Consider the following 18,541-nt stretch of genomic DNA (forward strand, 5'->3'; position numbering starts at 1 on the left):
CCTTTGGGACGCAATCTGCCCTTCTGGGTGGGGTAGAACTATCTCCATCGCGGAGATCGCCTCTGGTGGGCGAAGGTGGGGCTGTGGCTCCGCACGAGGGGCTTGTTGTGGGGACTGCGGGCGAGTGGAGCTTATTGGGGTCTAGGCATAGCAAAAGCGCCGCAGAGGCTATCTGCGGCGCTTTAACAAGAAGGAAAGAAGGCTCTTAGAGCTGAATGCCTCGCTCGGCCAGCCATGCCTGTGGGTCAACGGCGTCACCGGAGTTCGGGTGAACCTCGAAGTGGAGGTGGGAACCGGTGGAGAAGCCGAGCGAGCCCATGCCGGCGATCTTCTGGCCAGCGTGCACGTGCTCGCCCACGGCAACATCGAGGGTCTGCATGTGGCCATAGACGGTCATGGTGCCATCATCATGGAGGATGCGAATCCACTGGCCGTAGCCGGAGGCTGGGCCGGAATCGATGACGGTGCCGTCCATGACGGAAAGGATGGGGGTGCCAACGGCGTTGGCGATGTCCACGCCAGAGTGGAAGGAGCCCCAACGCGGGCCGAAGCCGGAAGTGAAGGCGCCTTCAGCGGGGCGAGCAATGGAAGGAGCGCGAGCGGCAAGGTCCTCGGCGGCGCGGTCAGCGGAAGCCTGGATGGACTTGCTCAGCTGGTCAACCAGATTGGTAACCGGCTTTGCCTCAGCCACGTTGAGGATCTGTGGTGCAGCATCAGAGGAGCCGGCTGGGGTGTTGTTGACCTCGGAAGTATCAGCGGCAAGCTTGTAGTCAACAGACTGCGTCGTGGTGGTGGAAGATGCAGCGTTGTCGGATTCAACGTTAGCGGCAGCTGCGCCGCCTACGCCGGCGGTGGACACGGCACCGGCTGCAACGGTCATGACAGCGATACGACCCTTGGTGGTCTGCGAGGTGACAATCTTGCGATGGCGGCCGGCGCCACGCTGAACTTTGCTTCGCATTAAATCTTCTTTCGTGTCTTTCACAATCTTCAAAAAGAGCGTTACACCGTCTCTGGGTTAGTTACGAGATTGTGACCTTCTTGTTACCAACGAGATGTAACAGTAGCGTCTCAAAAAGATAACAGCAAGCCAAAAATGAATTTTTTCTCGCGCCGGTCTGGAATAAGCCTACATGCAGGCACGTTATGGAAAGTTGTGGCGCATAGTGCGATATAAATCTCTTAAAACTAAGCCCCCGCGGTAGCCCCGAAGCTGTAATGGTGCGCTGTAACGTCCTGCCGTGGAAATGCAATGGCATGTAATTACTGTGACCAGTGGGGGATAAGAGTTAAAACTTTATTCCTTATATATATGTCTACAGTAGTTACTGAACAAGTCCACGGTGATTTTGGAGGTGCCTCGTCGCGCCACCCCGATACCACGCACAAAAGGTGGCAAAGTGGACGCCGATGAACAAAAACACCAGCCCCCAATCTCGGTCAACGCCCCGCCCGCGTAGCCAGGCGCGGGGCCGGACAGTGCAGACAGAGCGCGCCCCTCGTGCACCGCATGCCACTGCGACGCAGAAGCCGCATAATTCCGCAGAACGCGTCGCCCGCAAAGCTGGGTCGAAGGCGAAGGCCCGTCGCACGCCGGCCCCGCTGACGAAGGCGGGGCGCATACGCCAATTATTCATGTCGGCGGCGCTGCCGAATATTATTGTCGTCCTTATTATTGTGGCGCTTGCATTCGGCGCGCTTTTGCTTTTTGGCTCGCCCCTTGCGTGGCTGCCGACCATCGTGGCGGAAGCGTGGATGGTCTTTAACCTCGCGCCGGTATCTGCGGCCGGGGTGGACCTGTCGTTCCTCCCCGCCTTGCCCGCCCTCATCCTCGCCACGGTGGTGGCGGTGCGCGTGCGCGCCGCGGTAAAACACAAAGTCAGCGTGAAGGATCTGGCTATTCTTGTCGCCTGCGTGATGGGCGTGCCGGTGGTACTGACCTGCATTGCCTGGGTGATGTTGTGGGATGCCGGCAAGGTTTTCGACGTATCCCCGCCGAACCTCGCTGCTGCGCTTGCTCGCGTCATCGTCGTGCACCTAGCGGCGATGGCAGCCGGCATGGGTACCCGCCTGTGGCGCGCCTTGGCCAAGCGCTATGGTGCCCCGCCGCTGCTTGTCGATGCCGCCCTTATCGCCCTGCGCTACCTCGCCTACCTCGCCATTGGCGCGACCGTGGTCTTCGTGCTCATCTTCATCGTGAACTTCTCGCGCCAGGGGGAGATGATGGATGAATATCCGTCCATCACTGGGTTGGGCGTTTTTACCCTCATCCTGTTGAGCCTGCTGTATATCCCCAACGCCATCGTCAGTACCGGGGCAGTGCTGGTGGGCTCGGAGTTTTCGGCAGGTGAGGCACAGGTCAGCCTCTTTAGTACCCACCTTGTTCCGCTGCCGCCGCTGCCCATTACTGGTGGCATCCCGGCATCCTCGCCCGGCTGGGCGGTCGTGTTCATGGTGGTTCCCCTCATCGCGGCGACGATGTCCTTGTATAAGAAGCGCCCGTCCTTCCAGAAGGTGCTCGCGGCCACGGTGGCTACCGCGGTCATCATGTTCTTCGCGTGCTATCTGGTTAGCGGCACGCTTGGCTATTACGGCTACACCGGCCCGCACCTGTGGACTGCTGCTGGCCTTGCCGCGCTATGGATCGCCGTCGTGGGCTTGGCCGTCGCGGCAGCCTTTGCGCTTATGAACTGGCGCGACGCCCGCGCGGCCGAAGCGGAGGCAGAGTCTTCGGCGGAGGAGGTCGCAGAGGCAGAGGCCTCCGAAGAGGATTCAGAAGACGCTGCAGAGTCGGCAGAAGATACCGCTTCTGAGGACACCACTGACGCAGAACAATCTGACGCGGACAAGGCCGAGGCCGACGAGGCTGACGGCGACGATGCTGATGCCGATTTGGACGAGAGCGAAACGGACGAGGACGAATCAGAATCTGGCGACGGTGAGGACTCCGAGTCAGCAGCGAATGACGCGGACGACGCAGCCGACGACGATGACGCTGCCGCAGAATCCAAGGGCAGCGCAGACAGCACCGACGAGGTCATCGAAGGGGAGGTCGTCGAAGACACCGACGACGATGACGCGGAAAGTACCGCGGGCGATGGTGGGGAAGAAGGGGCATCGGAAAGCAGCGAGCGCGAAGCGGCTGAAGACCCCGAGATCCTGGAAGGCGAACTCGTGGAAGAGGACGCAAATGAGGGCGAGCCTGACGCGGCAGATTCTACTGAAAGCGGGAAGAGGGACTAGGCTATAGCGCGTGACTTCACCGATGCCACCACGCGCTACTGCTGCCACTGATCGCCTACGAGTTGTCGTGCTTGTCTCTGGGACGGGCTCGCTTTTGCAAGCCATCTTGGATGCCCAAGATGAGCGCTACCGTGTGATGAAAGTGGTGGCGGATAAACCGTGTCGAGGTATTGAACGCGCCCGAGAACGCGATATCGATACCGAGATCGTGGAAATGGGCGCGGACCGTGCCGAATGGAATACATGTCTGGCTGATGCAGTAGATGCTGCGCAGCCAGACATTGTTGTTTCTGCAGGCTTTATGAAGATTTTGGGGGAGGGCTTCCTCCGCCGCTTCGAAGGCCGCACCATCAATACCCACCCGGCGTTATTGCCTGCGTTTAAGGGCGCGCACGGGGTGCGCGATGCGTTGGAATACGGCGTGAAGGTCACAGGCTCTACCGTCCATTTCGTGGACGCGGGCGTGGATACTGGTTCCATCATTGCGCAGCGGCCGGTGGCCGTGCGGGCAGATGATGATGAGGCCAGCCTCCACGAACGCATTAAAAAGGTAGAGCGCGAACTCATCGTCGACGTGCTGCGCGCGGCGCAGCCCCGCGGCGAGGAGCTTTTTATTCAACTCGCAGACTAAGACTTTTCGAAAGGCTTATTCCTCCTCATGAGCGAAGACCGCAAGCAGGTAAAGCGCGCACTCATTAGCGTGTACGACAAGACGGGGCTGGAGGATCTGGCCCGCGCACTTGATAAGGCAGGCGTAGAGATTGTCTCTACCGGCTCCACCGCCAAGAAGATTGCTGACCTGGGAATCGAGGTCACCCCGGTAGAAAAGCTCACCGGTTTCCCCGAGTGCCTGGAAGGCCGCGTCAAGACGCTCCACCCGCGCGTGCACGCCGGAATCCTGGCCGATACTCGCAAGGAAAACCACCTGGCGCAGCTCAAAGAGCTTGAGGTAGAGCCCTTCCAGCTCGTCGTGGTGAACCTGTACCCCTTCCAGGAAACCGTTGCCTCCGGCGCGGACTTCGATGGCTGCGTGGAGCAGATCGATATCGGTGGACCTTCCATGGTGCGCGCGGCGGCCAAGAATCACCCGTCCGTTGCCGTGGTTGTGGATCCGGCGCGTTACGGCGAGGTAACCCAGGCCGTTGAAGAGGGTGGATTTAGCCTTGACCAGCGCCGTGGCCTCGCCCGCGATGCCTTCCTCCACACCGCAAACTACGATGCGGCGGTCTCCGCGTGGTTCGTGGACCAGCTCAGCGACGGCGAGGAGACCACCTCGCTGCGCTACGGCGAGAACTCTCACCAGGCCGCCACCGTGACCCGGATTGGCACCAAGGGCCTGGCCAATGCCAAGCAGCTCAACGGCAAGGAAATGAGCTACAACAACTACCAGGACGCCGATGCTGCCTGGCGTGCGGCCTGGGATCACGAGCGCCCCTGCGTGGCGATTATCAAGCACACCAACCCGTGCGGCATCGCCGTATCGGACGAGTCCATCGCTGCGGCCCACCGCGCGGCGCATGCCTGTGACCCGATGTCCGCATTCGGCGGCGTCATCGCCGTTAACCGCGCGGTTAGCGAGGAGATGGCCGAGCAGGTCAAGGGCATTTTCACCGAGGTCATCGTCGCGCCCGCCTATGAGGACAAGGCGCTGGAGATTCTGCAGTCCAAGAAGAACCTACGCGTGCTTTTGGCCGAGCCGGAGGAAAAGGGCGAGGAGCGCAAGTACATCTCCGGAGGCGTGCTGCGCCAAGAGCCGGATACCTACCAGGCCGAAGGCGATAAGCCCGAAAACTGGACCCTGGCAGCGGGCGAGGCCCTGAGCGACGAGGACTTGGCCCAGCTCGAGTTCGCCTGGCGCACGGTGCGCGCGGTCAAGTCCAATGCGATTTTGCTGGCTAAGGACAATGCGACCGTGGGCGTGGGCATGGGCCAGGTCAACCGCGTGGATTCCGCCAAGCTTGCGGTCGAGCGCGCCAATACGCTTGCCGATGCCACCAACCGCACCCAAGGCTCCTTCGCCGCCTCCGATGCCTTTTTCCCCTTTGCCGATGGCTTGCAGGTGCTTCTCGATGCCGGCGTCAAAGCCGTTGTCCAGCCCGGCGGCTCCATCCGCGATGAAGAAGTTATCGAGGCAGCTAAGGCCGCTGGTGTTACGATGTATCTCACTGGAACGCGCCACTTCGCTCACTAGCGATAGCGCCTGAAACCTAAGGAACCTCGTTATGCCCGCACCCACCCGCACCGCGCCGAGGCGTACTGCACCGAAGCGCATGGCGCTCGGCGGCCTACTTGTGGCGGGGGCGCTGTGTCTTAGCGCGTGCGGGCAGGGCGAGCAGGAGACGGGATCCGAGCCGGGCATCGCCAAGCAGGCGACGCCGCGCTCTACGGAGAGCGCGACGGATAGGGCGGATACGGCGGATAGCCCTCGCGATTCCGCAGCGCAGGATGAGGCTGCGCAGGCCGATGACCAATCCGATGCCGCGAAAGCTGCCGAAGATGGCGGGCCGGCTGTGGTTGGTGACCTGCAGCGCGAACTCGACCGTATCGCCGCCAACTACGGGAATGTAGGCATCGCGGTATCGGATGGCACCACCACCATTGCCGCCGGGCGCACCGCGCCCGAAACCGCATGGTCGACCTCCAAGGTGCCGGTGCTCATCGCCGCCCATCGCGCAGGGCTCATCGGCCCCGACGTGGTGACATCTGCGATTACCTATTCCAATAATGCGGCGGCGCAATCCGCCTGGGACGCGCTCGGCGGCGGAGCGCAAGCCGCCCAGGCCGCGCAACAAGTGCTTGCCGAGACCGGCGATACCACCACCCAGGTCCAAAGCCAGGTCACCCGCCCGGAATTTAGCGCCTTCGGGCAAACGCAGTGGAGCGTGGGCGACCAGGCCGCGTTCATGGCAAAGCTGCGCTGCGTCAACGGTGCCGAACCCATCCTCACCGCGATGTCTACGCCCGACCCCGCTCAAAGCTATGGCCTGCGTAACCTAGAGGGTGCCGCCCTCAAAGGCGGCTGGGGGCCAGATATCGCCGGCGGCTATGATGTGCGGCAGATGGGTCTTGCCACCATCGGCGGACGCGAGGTGGCGGTAGCACTCATCGCCTCGGCCCCGGATGGTCAGTACGCCTCCGCCCAACCATTACTTTCGGGCATGGCGCTCGATCTCTCCAAGGCCGAAATAGCTTGGCCCACCCCAGCTTGTTAGCCCCACTTCCGGCTTATGAGAAAGGACTTATCATGCCGCACTTTCAATTAACTCCTCGTTTGCGTTGGGGGCTGCACCTCGGCGCGGTAGCGACCGCGGGCATCGTTTTAAGCGCCTGCAGCAGTAGCACGGATGGGGATCAGCCCGACTTTTCCGGCGATGGCGGCATGACCACCGTCGAAAGTACGACGGAGACTTCCACCGAAAAAACCTCTACGGCGACAAAGTCCCCGGAAACCCAAGGCAAAGAACCACCCGTGGTGACGGTGACCGAGACCGAACAAGAACAGGCACAGCCGCCGAAGACCACTAATGGCGGCGGAAATGAACTCATCGACGGCCTAGGTGAATACGGGTGGACCGATACCAATACCTACGCCAATTGCCACCGTTATGAACGCGTCGTCTTTGCCGGCAAAGGCCCTGACGGCAGGGCCATTATCTGTGAGAACCAGGGAAACGTCCTGACGTACCGCTCGACCATCTTTGGTGGCGAATTTACTGGGTCAATCATTGGCCAAGACGGCGGTAACTACTACGTGGACGCCTCGCCCTCGACCATCGTCGTAACCCCCAGCGGCATTAGCGTGCGCGAGGGCGGCGGCTTGGCTGCCACCGCGGACTTTGATGATTCCTGGCAACGCTAACCACTAGTAAGTGGTTAGCGACGCTACAAGGAAGCGGTTAACGATGCCACAAGGAATAGGTTAGCGAGACTTTTTCTTTTTGCGGTCCGCTGCCGCCGCCGCAGCCGCAGAGATCGAGTCATTGCGGTTCTTTAGCAGCTCAAGCGTCATGGCTTCGGCGTCCTCGGGGACGGTGGCGCCGAGGACGGCAAGGGCGGCATCGGCAAGCATGGCGGCAGTCTCCGGAACCGACTGGGCCGCGGCATAGGGAGGCGTGCCGTTATTGGGGCGCATCTCGATGACAGATAGCGCGATGTGGAAGGGCAATTCGATGCGCGGATCCGCATCGCCCACAATGGCGGCGGCGGTGGTGCGGAAGTGGCTCTGCAGCCGCTCGCGGGAGCTGTGGTACTCCGAAAACTCCGGCGAATTGGCCACCGGCAACTGGTACAACCGGCCGACATTCCAACCGCTGGTGAGCAGAAGGCGCGATTCCGCGGCGACTAGGGACCACAGGCGCTGCTCCGGCTCGGCATCGGAATCCACCAGCTCATCGGCAAGCTCCAGCGAAGGCTCGATGGTGGAATTAAGCAGCGCGAGGAAAATCTCCGTCTTGGAAGGAAAGTGGTAGTACAGCGATGCCTGGCGGATGCCTACCGCGTCCGCAATTTGGTGAGTCGACGTTGTGGCAAAGCCCTGGGTGGTAAATAACTCTGAGGAGGCGTCCAAAATCTCTTCCCGGGCGCTATTGCCTCTGCGGCGGGGGCTATGTTTACGCGGCCTACCGACGTTTCCTGACATGCGGCGGACGCCTCCTTTCTCTCAGCAGAAAATGCTTTTACTCAACAACTCTACAGCCCTGCAGCCCGCCGGCGCGGATCGCATGCGTAGCCACAAAAACTTTGTGGCGATTTTAATGTGCGCCGTCCGCGGTGCGTTGGGAGATGGACTCGAAGGTCGCAGACACCATGCGGCAGGCCGTGCCGTAGGCCGTGCGCTCCAGTGGTGGCAGGTCTTGCAGGACGGATTCACGGCCGTGCACATTGTCGTACCAGCGGCGCATTTCTACCGAATACCCAGTGCGCCACGCAAGGTCGAGGGTCTCTGCGTCCTCCGCGGTGAGCATCCCGCGCTCTTGGCCAATGGCGAGGCGATCGACCGTGGGACGCGGGCTCGGTGCCGCCCAGCGCGCAATGGCGGCGATGGGGGATAACAGCATGGACTTGATATCCACGGCCGCGTTGCGATCGGGCAAACCCCCAACGCGCTGGAGCAGAGGCGGACGCTGGGACAACGCCTCCTCCAACAAAGCCTGTTCACCGCCGCGGCCTAAAGGCAGGCCGGCATCGACGCGCGCTGCCATGGAACCGGCCGCTTGATGTACCTCAAGCCCCACATCGCGAAAGACGGACTCCAAGTCGCTGTCTTCTCCCATCCACTCGATGGGCATGCTGGGTAGCTGATCCCCGCGCGCCGCCGCGCCGGTTAAGCGGATATCCGCATCCACGCCTGGTGCGCGCACGATATCTGTCAGCAGCCGCGAAAACCAGTTGGCTAATTCAATCTCATCGTCCTGGTGCGCTACCGCATTGCGCAAGACATCTTGCGCTTCCGCCAATAAGCCGCGAGCGGTTGCCCGAGACTGGCAATGGGGAGCAAGCTCCGAAAGATCGAGAAGGGATTGATGCAGGGCCATACAGTCACTGCCTTTCACTCATTGCAAAGCGGTGCGCATCTAAAAGTTGTGCGGCGCAGGATTGCTATAAATGTAACACTTATGCAATTGCGCAGTAGCGTTTGGGGGAGTGTGCAGCGGGTTCGTCGCGTCCGTGCCTATGGGCGTTCGCGGAGGAGCTTTGCGGCTGGTGTTGCCGTGGGAACTGGCGTTTGCGGCGTAGCGCCAAAGAATACCCCGAAAACGACTTTCGCCGCCTCACCTCGAAAGGTAGGCGGCGAAAGTTTATGGTTCTTTTACCGTGTCACACTTGCCAGCGGCAAAAGTGCGCTGTTGATACCCAGCTACTGTTTAGCGGGTGGTGAACGGCAGGAGAGCCATTTCGCGTGCGTTCTTGACTGCGGTAGCAACCTGACGCTGCTGCTGCGGGGTCAAGCCGGTGACGCGACGGGAACGGATCTTGTGGCGATCCGAGATGAATAGACGCAGAGTCTTGGTGTCCTTGTAGTCCACCTTCTCAATGCCCTCAGCCTTCAAAGGGTTCTTCTTCGGGCGACGGCTCTGCTCCATACGGAACTTCTTTTGGTTATTGCGCTTATTAGCCATTGTGCAATTACCCCTTTACCAGCTGGACTTGCGAACGCCCGGCAGCTCACCACGGTGAGCCATGCCGCGCATACGGACACGGGACAGGCCGAACTTGCGGAGGTAACCGCGCGGGCGGCCATCGGCTGCGTCGCGGTTACGAACGCGGGCTGGGGAAGCGTCACGAGGCTGGCGGTTCAGCTCGAACTGAGCCTCCAAACGCTCCTCATCCGGGGTGTTCGGGTTCTTGATGATCTTCTTGAGCTCAGCGCGACGCTCCGCGTAGCGGGCGACGATTTCCTTGCGCTGCTCGTTCTTAGCGATCTTGGACTTCTTAGCCATGAATTATCGCTCCTCGCGGAATTCGACGTGCTTGCGGGCGATCGGATCGAACTTCTTCAGGGTGATGCGATCCGGGTTATTGCGCTTGTTCTTACGGGTCACGTAGGTGTAACCGGTGCCCGCAGTGGACTTCAGCTTGATGATTGGGCGAATATCGTTACGTGCCATACTTAAATCTTCTCCCCACGTGCGCGGATCTTGGCAACAACGGACTCGATGCCGTCGCGGTCAATGATCTTCATACCCTTGGTGGAAACATTCAGAGTAATGGTACGGCCCTCAGAGGGCAGGTAGTAGCGACGACGCTGCACGTTGGGGTTCCAACGGCGCGAAGTGCGGCGGTGCGAGTGCGAGACCTGCTTGCCGAATTCCGGCTTGCGGCCCGTTACCTGGCAAATAGCCGACATGGGTCTTCTTTCTCCTAGCCGCCCACATCGTGGCTATAAACGACTACGTGCCGACTGCCGTGTGAGGGTGGCAGTGCTCAAAAAGTGAGGTGTGAGCAGGTGCGGCATCGTCGTCAAAAACCAGTAGACGGGGCGTAATACGTATATTTTGACAACAGCAAGAGCAAATCTTACAGCCTTACTCGCGATATACCTAATCGCTGCCGCGATAGCCTCGCGCATTAAGCCGTCGGCTTTGCGTCGATGATCAAGCAGCACTGCCTAACGCATTGGGGAGGTTTTAATGGTTACTATAACGAATGGGGCGCATATGTGCGCCTGTGGCGACTGTGGTTGCCGCAGGTGAGCAATTTCGTATATATGGCGGTGGAATGTAGGATAATTCAGGTTATCGGTCGGCGCGCTTAGTGGCGCCGGGCGAGCTGTAACTGTACATCCCAACTCGGGCACGATCCGTACCGTCATTATTCAGTGTGCGGAACCGACCCGTAGTCCAACCCTGAGGGAATATCTATGAAGAAAGACATCCACCCGGATTACCACCCAGTGGTCTTCCGTGATGCTGGTACCGGTCACTCCTTTTTGACCAAGTCCACCGCTACCTCTTCTCGCACCGTTGAGTGGGAAGACGGCAACGAGTACCCGCTCATCGTCGTTGACGTTACTGCTGAGTCCCACCCGTTCTGGACTGGTGCACAGCGCGTTATGGATACCGCTGGCCGTGTCGAGCGCTTCAACCAGCGCTTCGGTGCCATGGCTCGCCGCAAGAAGAAGAACGCGTAAGGAGAAGAAGAGAAAATGGCAACTCCTAAGTTTAAGAAGTCCCGTGCGAACACCCACGCACGTCGTTCCCAGTGGAAGGCTGACAACGTCGCTCTCCAGGAAGTCACCATCGATGGTCAGACCGTGCGCATCCCGCGCCGCCTGGTCAAGGCCGCTAAGCTCGGCCTGGTTGACGTAGAGCAGTTCTAAGCCTGCTTTCAGTCTCACCCCTCCCAGTTGCTTATTGGCAACTGCGAGGGGTTGTGATGTTTTAGGCCCTTTTTAGGCACCGGTGATGGGCAATAAAGAGCGCCTGCCATCCCGGGTGGGTGACAGGCGGTGTAAGGAGAGTGCGCAGTAATAGTGCGTGCTCCTAAGTTGAAGGCTTATGCTTCAAGCGCGGCCTTGCGTTCTTCGGTGAGGCGCACTTCTTCCTTATTAATAAAGAGGAAGATGGCCAGAACGAGGATGGTAAAGAGCAGGAAGACCATGAAGGTGACATTCCAGCCGGCGTACTTGACCAAGTAGCCTACGCCGGTCGAGGCGAGCGTGGCACCAAGCAGGTAACCGAAAAGGCCTGTAAAGCCGGAGGCGGTACTTGCCACATTGCGTGGGGAGAGGTCGAGGGCCTGCAAACCGATGAGGCCAACCGGACCGTAGATGAAGGCACCGATGAGCGCGATGAAGATAACCATGATCGCGAACGGGGTGCCTACGGGGGCCAGCCAGTAGCCGGCGATGGACAGGCCCGTAGCCAAGATAAAGATCAAGATGACCTTAGAGCGGTTGCCGTGGAAGAGCTTATCGGACATCCAGCCGCAGAGAATGGTGCCCAGCAGGCCTGCGAGCTCGAAGGCGCCGAAGGCGACCAAACCGGAATTGATGTTCATGTGGTGGACTTCGGCGAGGTACGTCGTAATCCAGTTGAGCACGCCGTAGCGCAGTGCATAGACAAATACGTTGGCAATGGCCAGAAGGACAATGATGCGGTTACGCAGGACGTATTTGAAAATGAGATCCTTGGTGGAGATTCCATCGCCTTCTTGCCGCTGGATATCTGCAACCTTGGCGGGATCATTGCGCCATTCATCGACCGTCGGCAGTCCTTCTGAAGGCGGGTTATCGCGGATGAGCAAGAAAGCTAAGGCCGCGATGATCAGCGCCGCGACGGCGGGGAGCCAAAAGGCTACCTGCCATTGATTGCCGGTCATCGCCAAGCCGACGCCTACCAGCAGCGGTAATACGCCTGCACCCACATTGTGCGAGGTATTCCACAGCGAGCCCTTCCAACCGCGCTCGGATGTAGAGAACCACTGCACGATGACGCGGCCGCATGGCGGGTGTCCCATGCCTTGGAACCAGCCATTGAGGAACATGACGGTGGCAAAGACGCCTACGGATGCAGAGACCCACGGGACGAACCCGACTATCAGGTTCATCAGCGCGGACAAGCTCAGCCCGATGGGCAGGAAGTAACGCGCATTGGATTGGTCCGCGAGCATGGCGGAAAAGAATTTGGATAAGCCATAAGAAATCAGCACGGCATTACTAATGATGCCTATTGCAGGCTTGTCGATGGTCCCGTTATCTTCCAGCAGCAGCGGCGCGATGGTGGAGATGTTATTGCGGATGAGGTAAAAGCCCGCGTAACCCAGGAAGATTCCCATAAAGACCTGGAAACGAAGCCGGGGGAATTTCTTGTCAACGTCCTCTTTAGGTAATTGAGGGCGTGGGCGGGGAGATTTGAGCCATGTCAGCACTGCCTACTCCTTGGGTCGTAAAGATTCAACGAAATTAACTTAAAGTTAAAACTAAGCTAACCCTAAGTTAAATATAAAGGTACACTAACCTGATGGTGGATCGATTTTATGCCCCGGTGATTCTGTTGACAGTGGTGCGCGCCGCAGGGTGGAAGGATGCTTAATAGGGGTAATGGTGCAGTCGCGTGCGAGTGTCAAGAGGGCGTCAAATGTGGTGAGTTTGACCAGCTTATCGCCTACAGTAACTTCACAGGAACTTCTAGTAGGTTGGCAGAATAGTTTAAGTTGTGACTAAGCGAAGCGAGGCATAGTGTTCCTATGAACATGAGGAATGATGACAACCGCGGCAATAATGGTGGGTCGCACGGTGTCCCGCAGGATCCCTACGGCACGAGTAACGGGCAGACGCCATATAACCAGCCGCGCGGCGGCCAACAGGATTCTGGATCCGCGTATTCCAACGGAACCTATTCCCAAGGCTGGAACCAGCCGCGCATCAACGAGCAGGAGGCACAAGCCTCCGCGCACGGGAGCGAGGCACCGTGGCAGGCGCAGCACACCCCGCCCAGCAATCGCCTTTTTGGTGGCACTCAGCCGGGTGCTACCCGCGGGCAGGAGGAAACATCTAGCTTCGCTACCCAGCAGGGCGATTACTCCCAGCAGGGGCCTGCGAATAACCAGCCTGGCCAGCCGCCCGTGCCTGGGGTAACGCCTTTGCCGCCGCAGCCAAAGGAGAAAAGGAAGATCGGGCTGGGTGCCGCGACGGCAATTGCTGCGGTAGCGGCAATCGCTGCAGGTTCCATTACCGGTGTGGTCGTGGGCAAGAACCAGTCCAGTAGCGGTACGTCCGTGGTCAATGAGGCGCTCAATAGTAAACCGGCCGCCAATAGTATGGGTAAGGAACCGGAGGAGGGCTCGGTGGAAGCGGTTTCGGCTAAGGTTTTGCCGGCCGTGGTATCCATTCAGACTGCGACTCGGACCTCGGCTGCGGAAGGTTCCGGTTCCATCATTTCTCCTGATGGTTACGTCTTGACCAACCACCACGTCATCGCCGGTGCAGAGCAAGGCGGCATCATGCAGGTCACCTTGAACGATGGCAGCAAGCACGAAGCCGATCTCGTGGCTTCCGATGCCAATACGGATGTTGCCATCATCAAGATCAAGGACGTGCACGACTTGCCGCACCTGCAATTCGGCGACTCGGATGCGGTTGCGGTTGGCCAAGAGGTAGTCGCCGTCGGCTCGCCGCTCGGCCTCAATGCCACGGTGACCTCCGGCATCGTATCCGCGAAGAACCGCCCGGTGCGCGCATCTCAGCAGGGTGGCGAGTCCTCGCTTATCGATGCCATCCAGACCGACGCCGCCGTCAACCCCGGCAACTCCGGTGGTCCCTTGGTGGATATGGAGGGCAATATCGTTGGTATGAACTCGATGATTGCATCGTTGTCCGATAAGACCTCGGGTGAGGGCGGATCTATCGGCCTCGGGTTTGCCATTCCTTCCAACTTTGCCAAGCGCATGGCTGATGAGCTCATCAATAAAGGCCACGTAACCCACCCCACCTTGGGGGTTAAGGTCCTGGCGCGCGATGACGGAAATGGCGCGCGCATTGCAGAGGTCGAGCCAGGGGGGCCAGCGGATCAAGCAGGTTTGAAACAGGGCGATATCGTCACCCGCGTCAATGACCGGCTGATTGAAAACGCCGATGCGCTTATCGCTGCCGCGCGTTCCCAGGACTTCGGTGCGACCGTCACCTTGGAAGTATCCGATGGACATTCGGATGACACTCGTCAGGTAGAGGTAACCCTGACAGGCGAGTAGATTAAAACGCAGCCCGCGCCGTGTCCGCATTGCGCCCCCGACGTTTCTTTGAAGGAGAAAAATGGCAGACTCCCAGCAAGACTTGACCGACTCCACCAGGTTGGAGGATTCGGCTTCCACAGACGCTTTGCGGGATGTGGCGGAGCCGGATGATGCCTACCTTTTGGCCAGCGAGAAAGAGGACCGGGTGGCGGCGCCGCGCCGCGCGCTCGTCGTGATAGTCACGGATCACCCCGGCGAAAATTCAGATAGCACCTCCAAATTGGTTACTGAACTTTTGGCAGAGGCGAATTTCCGCATCGATGGTTCGGTGGTCGTGCGCTCGAAGAAATCCAAGATCCGGCAGGCCATTGAGACTGGCGTCGTCGGCGGTGTAGACCTCGTTCTCACCGTCGGCGGCACCGGAGTGAGCCCGCGCGATAAGACCCCAGAGGCTACCGCTGGGGTCATCGACAAGATGGTGCCAGGCGTGGCCCAAGCCTTGCGCTCTTCCGGTCAGGCGTGCGGCGCGGTCGATGCGTGCGCATCCCGCGGCATTTCGGGCGTTTCTGGTTCCACCGTCGTGGTCAACCTCGCACCATCGCGCGCTGCCGTGCGCGATGGCATGGCCACGTTGACCCCGCTGGTCCACCACCTTGTGGATCAATTGCAAGAATCCAGCGTGCAATAACGCGAAGGAAAGGGGTGGAGATACTGCCATGACCTCTCAACCACGTCGCCAGCGCAGGCGCGTATTCCGGCAGTCAGATGCGCCGGAATATGACCGCAGCGCGGATCGCCCAGTAGGGCAGGACTTAGCAAGCGGAGAAGGCACCGATGCCCAGCGCATCGTTACCCTCGATGATGCTGCAGTGGAAGGCGACGGCGCCCAAGCCGCCGAGCGCGGCGAAGAGTTTTACCGGGAGAATCAGCCGCCGCACCACGGCGGGTAGCCCGCACATCCTTGTCCCGAGCCCGGAAATTCTGAAGCAGTCTTAACTGCGCTTAGTAAGAACTAGTCGTCGTGGCGGCTGTGCTTGCCCTCAGACGCGGTGGAGTTTTCGATCGCATCTGTTGCAGTGGCCTCCCCAAGTGCCTTATCTGCGGCGGTGACAGCGCCCGCGTTCTGGGCCTGCAAGAGATCGCGGATTTCAGCCAACAGTTCCTCCGAGGTTGGTGCCGGGGCCTCTGGGTCCACGCCCTGGCGGCGCTTGGATGCTTCAGTGAGCTTGTTGAGCGGCATCACGATGAGGAAGTAGACCACTGCGGCGATGATCAGGAAGTTAATCGCGGCGGTAATAACGGCGCCAAAGTCCACGAGGGTGGATTTATTATCGGTGATTTGGAAGCCCAAACCGTCGACCTCGGCGGAGCCGAAGGAGTTAATGATCGGCTGAATGATGGAATCCGTCACGGAAGTGACGATGGCCGTGAATGCGGAACCGATGATGACTGCGGTGGCAAGTTCGACGACGTTGCCGCGCATAATGAAGTCTTTAAAGCCCTTGAGCATGGGAGAAAACGGACCTTTCTGGGGATAGGTAAGGGTGGGTGCGATCCATGAGCACGCTGGGAGTTTAGTTCAAGCTAAAAGTCATCACAACCTGGAAGACAAATGAATGGCACACTTCACTTGATTGGTGCAGTGGTGACTGACCTGCTCCAACCGATCAGATGGAGATTCCATTCTCCTAGAATTTGCCCAGATTATCGGGGCAATGGTCAACCTTCGTGCGGTCTTTAGGCAGCAGTATCTGCGTCATCAACGGCTTGAGGCTGGGCGCGATCGCCCACGATGACCACGGTCAGCGGTTGGTTCAATGAGGCCGCGGCTACATCGTTGGCGTGCTCATTGGGAAGTGCGAGCAAGACGGTGGCAGAAGAAACTTCACCCTCCGCAGTGGTGGTGGAGACCACCCGGGCGCCGGAGGCGATGACGCGTGCGGTCGCGGGCTGGGAATCGGTGGCATCGCTTGCCGTGACGATATCGACGGTATCGCCGTGGTGAAGGTGGGGGATGATGTCTGGATCGGCAAGTTTGACTGGGATCATGCGGCCGGAGCCGCCTCCCTTAGAATCGGCAGATCCCGAGTTCGCGACGAGGCTAGAGACCAACTCTTGGCCCAGGAGCCGCTGGCTGGTGACAACCTCGCCCTTGCCCGCAGCGGCGGTGATGATGCGGCCGGCGAGATCGGAGGGGGCATCGGCAAGCGCGCTGCTAGGAATGGAAGAAGAAGGCAGGGGCTCGAGGGAGACATCGGAGGCGGAAAGCTCCGCACCGGCGGGCAGATCGTGGCTAAAGACCAGCACCTGCGGCAGTTCCTTCGCCCTGGAAATCGCGGAGACCAACGCAGCGATGAGCAGGGCTAGCGCGATCGCGCGGCGCACGAGCACGCCGCGGCGGTGGCCAGGGGTGCGCAGGGTGCGGAAGAACTGTGAGATTCGCGGGGACGGGGAATGAGCCATGCACAATTAGACTGCGCTACTGCCCGCGCGGTTCCCCGTCTAGGAAGAAAAGCGGTGGATTCCTGCGGCGGTAACCACGGCCTCGACCCGGCGATCGTGGGATGTGGCCGGGATAGAGTCAAGGAACTCGGTGGGATAGACCATGGCGAGTACCGCGGGGTGGTTGCGCGGCACCAGGGAAAGTGCGCGGTCGTAGTACCCGCCGCCCTTGCCCAGGCGGTTTCCGGCGGCATCGATGGCCATGGCGGGAGCCAAAATCAGATCGCAACCGCACAGCACGCGGCTATCAAAACGCGGGCCGGCGGGTTCGGATATGCCCAGCTGGCCAGGCTGCATGCTGTGCGTGCCCTTGTATTCTGCCCAGTTTAAAACGCCGTTACCGCAGGTGATGGGCAATAATACGCGGTCGACGCGGCGGGAAAGCCACGGGATGAAATCCGCCCCGCCCGGCTCTGAGCCCAGCGGCCAATAGGCAGCGACGCTCGATACACCGGCAAGCTCAGGTTCTAACTGCTCGCGCAAGGCAGTGGTCCATTCCGCGCGCTTATCGGCGGTGAGGCCGCGGCGCGCGCGAAGCAGGCGGGTGCGCAGTTGCTCTTTGATATCGCTGGAAGAAGGCATAAATAAATAATAGCGTCCGTGGCGTAGCGCTACACAGGAAAATAGTGCGCCGTTGTACCCTAAGATCCATGGCTAATGAACGCGAAGATTCCGCCACCGGAATCACCACGGTTGTAGTTCCAGCGGCTGGCATGGGCACCCGCTTTCTGCCCGCCACGAAAACCGTCCCCAAAGAATTGCTGCCCGTTGTGGATACTCCCGGCATTGAATTGATTGCTGAGGAGGCAGCCTCTGTGGGCGCGCGCCGGCTTGCGGTTATTACCGCACCCGAAAAGCAAGAAGTAATGCGCCATTTTGCGGAATTTCCGGATCTGGTAGAAACCCTAGATTCCCGCGGCAAGGATGAGCAGGTAGCCAAGGTCAACCGCGCCCACCAGCTCATTGAGCCCATCGCGGTAGAGCAAGAAAAGCCCTTGGGCTTGGGCCATGCCGTGGGGTTGGCGGAAGAAGTCCTGGCAGAGGACGAAGACTCCTTTGCCGTCATGCTGCCGGATGACATCGTGCTGCCGGCCACCGTTATGGCGGATATGGCGCGCGTTCGCGCTGAGCTTGGCGGCAGCGTGCTGTGTGCCTTTGCGGTGCCGCAGGAGCAGACGTTTAACTACGGCGTATTCGACGTAGAAGATACTGACGCGCCGGGCGTGAAAAAGGTTATCGGCATGGTAGAAAAACCGGACCCGGAGGACGCACCGTCCAACCTGGTTGCTACGGGGCGCTACCTTTTGGACCGCAAGATCTTTGATGCGCTGCGCCGGATCGAACCGGGCAAGGGCGGGGAATTGCAGCTGACCGATGCCATCGAGCTGCTCATTGAGGAAGGCGAGCCCGTCCACGTGGTGGTCCACGAGGGCAAGCGCCACGATTTGGGCAACCCCGGCGGCTATATCCCGGCCAACGTGGACTTTGGCCTGCGCGATGAAAAATACGGCCCAGCGCTGTATAAAGCTATTAAACAAATCATGTCCGATTTCGAGGCGGAGCAAGGCCTTAACTAATTATCTTGCCGCGCGCACGTGTGTTGAGGGCAGCAAGGTAAAGGCCA

General features: G+C 59.9%; 22 protein-coding genes. 11 read left to right on the forward strand and 11 right to left on the reverse strand.

Translation table 11 applies throughout. From position 1 onward, the window contains the following. Positions 1-205: 205 nt before the first annotated feature. On the reverse strand, positions 206-961 hold the full coding sequence (locus EL217_RS03675) for a M23 family metallopeptidase (protein ID WP_023017615.1): 756 nt from the start codon (positions 959-961) through the stop codon (positions 206-208). A 518-nt stretch (positions 962-1,479) separates the two neighbouring features. Between EL217_RS03675 and EL217_RS03680 the strand changes: the two genes are divergently transcribed. Genes EL217_RS03680 through EL217_RS03700 form a run of 5 tightly spaced genes read left to right on the forward strand, consistent with a single transcriptional unit; the run spans position 1,480 to position 7,102 of the window. Further along, a complete protein-coding gene (locus EL217_RS03680) occupies positions 1,480-3,243 on the forward strand; it encodes a DUF6350 family protein (protein WP_197719665.1) in 1,764 nt (587 codons plus the stop codon). 22 nt (positions 3,244-3,265) lie between these two features. Beyond that, positions 3,266-3,874 carry a phosphoribosylglycinamide formyltransferase gene (gene purN, locus EL217_RS03685; protein WP_172596740.1) on the forward strand — a complete coding sequence of 203 codons (609 nt, stop codon included), beginning with the start codon at positions 3,266-3,268 and terminating at the stop codon, positions 3,872-3,874. Positions 3,875-3,901: 27 nt separating this feature from the next. Further along, positions 3,902-5,434: a bifunctional phosphoribosylaminoimidazolecarboxamide formyltransferase/IMP cyclohydrolase gene (gene purH / locus EL217_RS03690; protein ID WP_126318614.1), complete on the forward strand. Its 1,533-nt coding sequence runs from the start codon at positions 3,902-3,904 to the stop codon at positions 5,432-5,434. A 31-nt stretch (positions 5,435-5,465) separates the two neighbouring features. After that, the gene (locus EL217_RS03695) at positions 5,466-6,455 is read left to right on the forward strand and encodes a hypothetical protein (protein ID WP_232018387.1); all 990 of its coding nucleotides are present in this window, start codon (positions 5,466-5,468) and stop codon (positions 6,453-6,455) included. A 32-nt stretch (positions 6,456-6,487) separates the two neighbouring features. Further along, positions 6,488-7,102 carry a hypothetical protein gene (locus EL217_RS03700; protein WP_232018388.1) on the forward strand — a complete coding sequence of 205 codons (615 nt, stop codon included), beginning with the start codon at positions 6,488-6,490 and terminating at the stop codon, positions 7,100-7,102. A gap of 60 nt (positions 7,103-7,162) precedes the next feature. Here EL217_RS03700 and EL217_RS03705 read toward each other — a convergent pair whose 3' ends face one another. The 6 genes from EL217_RS03705 to rpmB all read right to left on the reverse strand — a co-directional run bounded on the left by EL217_RS03705 (position 7,163) and on the right by rpmB (position 10,090). Next, entirely contained in the window at positions 7,163-7,882 is a 720-nt protein-coding gene (locus EL217_RS03705) for a TetR/AcrR family transcriptional regulator (RefSeq protein WP_005279901.1), read from the reverse strand. A 112-nt stretch (positions 7,883-7,994) separates the two neighbouring features. Continuing rightward, the gene (locus tag EL217_RS03710) at positions 7,995-8,777 is read right to left on the reverse strand and encodes a putative nucleotidyltransferase substrate binding domain-containing protein (RefSeq protein WP_126318616.1); all 783 of its coding nucleotides are present in this window, start codon (positions 8,775-8,777) and stop codon (positions 7,995-7,997) included. Between the two features lie 330 nt (positions 8,778-9,107). Next, the gene (gene rpsR / locus EL217_RS03715) at positions 9,108-9,362 is read right to left on the reverse strand and encodes a 30S ribosomal protein S18 (protein ID WP_005279904.1); all 255 of its coding nucleotides are present in this window, start codon (positions 9,360-9,362) and stop codon (positions 9,108-9,110) included. A gap of 15 nt (positions 9,363-9,377) precedes the next feature. Continuing rightward, on the reverse strand, positions 9,378-9,683 hold the full coding sequence (gene rpsN / locus EL217_RS03720) for a 30S ribosomal protein S14 (protein WP_005279906.1): 306 nt from the start codon (positions 9,681-9,683) through the stop codon (positions 9,378-9,380). A gap of 3 nt (positions 9,684-9,686) precedes the next feature. Further along, positions 9,687-9,851, reverse strand: a complete 165-nt coding sequence (gene rpmG, locus EL217_RS03725) for a 50S ribosomal protein L33 (RefSeq protein WP_005279910.1) — start codon at positions 9,849-9,851, stop codon at positions 9,687-9,689. Positions 9,852-9,853: 2 nt separating this feature from the next. Further along, entirely contained in the window at positions 9,854-10,090 is a 237-nt protein-coding gene (rpmB, locus tag EL217_RS03730) for a 50S ribosomal protein L28 (protein ID WP_005279911.1), read from the reverse strand. Positions 10,091-10,603: 513 nt separating this feature from the next. Here rpmB and EL217_RS03735 point away from each other — a divergent pair. Further along, on the forward strand, positions 10,604-10,873 hold the full coding sequence (locus EL217_RS03735) for a type B 50S ribosomal protein L31 (protein WP_005279912.1): 270 nt from the start codon (positions 10,604-10,606) through the stop codon (positions 10,871-10,873). A 15-nt stretch (positions 10,874-10,888) separates the two neighbouring features. Next, positions 10,889-11,062 (forward strand): 50S ribosomal protein L32, encoded by a 174-nt coding sequence (rpmF, locus tag EL217_RS03740; RefSeq protein ID WP_005279913.1) that lies wholly within the window; start codon positions 10,889-10,891, stop codon positions 11,060-11,062. Between the two features lie 176 nt (positions 11,063-11,238). On the opposite strand, the gene EL217_RS03745 is transcribed toward rpmF, so the two are convergent. After that, on the reverse strand, positions 11,239-12,612 hold the full coding sequence (locus EL217_RS03745; RefSeq protein WP_005281963.1) for an MFS transporter: 1,374 nt from the start codon (positions 12,610-12,612) through the stop codon (positions 11,239-11,241). A gap of 318 nt (positions 12,613-12,930) precedes the next feature. Here EL217_RS03745 and EL217_RS03750 point away from each other — a divergent pair, with 318 nt between their 5' ends. The 3 genes from EL217_RS03750 (at position 12,931) to EL217_RS03760 (ending at position 15,365) form a co-directional block, all read left to right on the forward strand. Beyond that, entirely contained in the window at positions 12,931-14,433 is a 1,503-nt protein-coding gene (locus EL217_RS03750; protein WP_126318618.1) for a S1C family serine protease, read from the forward strand. Positions 14,434-14,494: 61 nt separating this feature from the next. Further along, complete coding sequence (locus tag EL217_RS03755) at positions 14,495-15,103, forward strand: MogA/MoaB family molybdenum cofactor biosynthesis protein (RefSeq protein WP_126318620.1); 609 nt, start codon at positions 14,495-14,497, stop codon at positions 15,101-15,103. Between the two features lie 28 nt (positions 15,104-15,131). Beyond that, entirely contained in the window at positions 15,132-15,365 is a 234-nt protein-coding gene (locus EL217_RS03760; protein ID WP_126318622.1) for a hypothetical protein, read from the forward strand. A gap of 62 nt (positions 15,366-15,427) precedes the next feature. Here EL217_RS03760 and mscL read toward each other — a convergent pair whose 3' ends face one another. The 3 genes from mscL to EL217_RS03775 all read right to left on the reverse strand — a co-directional run bounded on the left by mscL (position 15,428) and on the right by EL217_RS03775 (position 17,499). After that, entirely contained in the window at positions 15,428-15,925 is a 498-nt protein-coding gene (mscL, locus tag EL217_RS03765) for a large-conductance mechanosensitive channel protein MscL (protein WP_126318624.1), read from the reverse strand. 227 nt (positions 15,926-16,152) lie between these two features. Further along, positions 16,153-16,878, reverse strand: coding sequence for an SAF domain-containing protein (locus EL217_RS03770; RefSeq protein WP_126318626.1), 726 nt, complete (start codon positions 16,876-16,878; stop codon positions 16,153-16,155). Positions 16,879-16,917: 39 nt separating this feature from the next. Beyond that, positions 16,918-17,499 carry a 5-formyltetrahydrofolate cyclo-ligase gene (locus EL217_RS03775; RefSeq protein ID WP_023028539.1) on the reverse strand — a complete coding sequence of 194 codons (582 nt, stop codon included), beginning with the start codon at positions 17,497-17,499 and terminating at the stop codon, positions 16,918-16,920. Between the two features lie 68 nt (positions 17,500-17,567). Between EL217_RS03775 and EL217_RS03780 the strand changes: the two genes are divergently transcribed. Beyond that, positions 17,568-18,494 carry a UTP--glucose-1-phosphate uridylyltransferase gene (locus tag EL217_RS03780; RefSeq protein ID WP_034658348.1) on the forward strand — a complete coding sequence of 309 codons (927 nt, stop codon included), beginning with the start codon at positions 17,568-17,570 and terminating at the stop codon, positions 18,492-18,494. Positions 18,495-18,541 lie beyond the last annotated feature (47 nt).

The sequence above is a fragment of the Corynebacterium segmentosum genome (assembly GCF_900637825.1).
GTDB classification, from domain to species: Bacteria; Actinomycetota; Actinomycetes; order Mycobacteriales; family Mycobacteriaceae; genus Corynebacterium; species Corynebacterium accolens.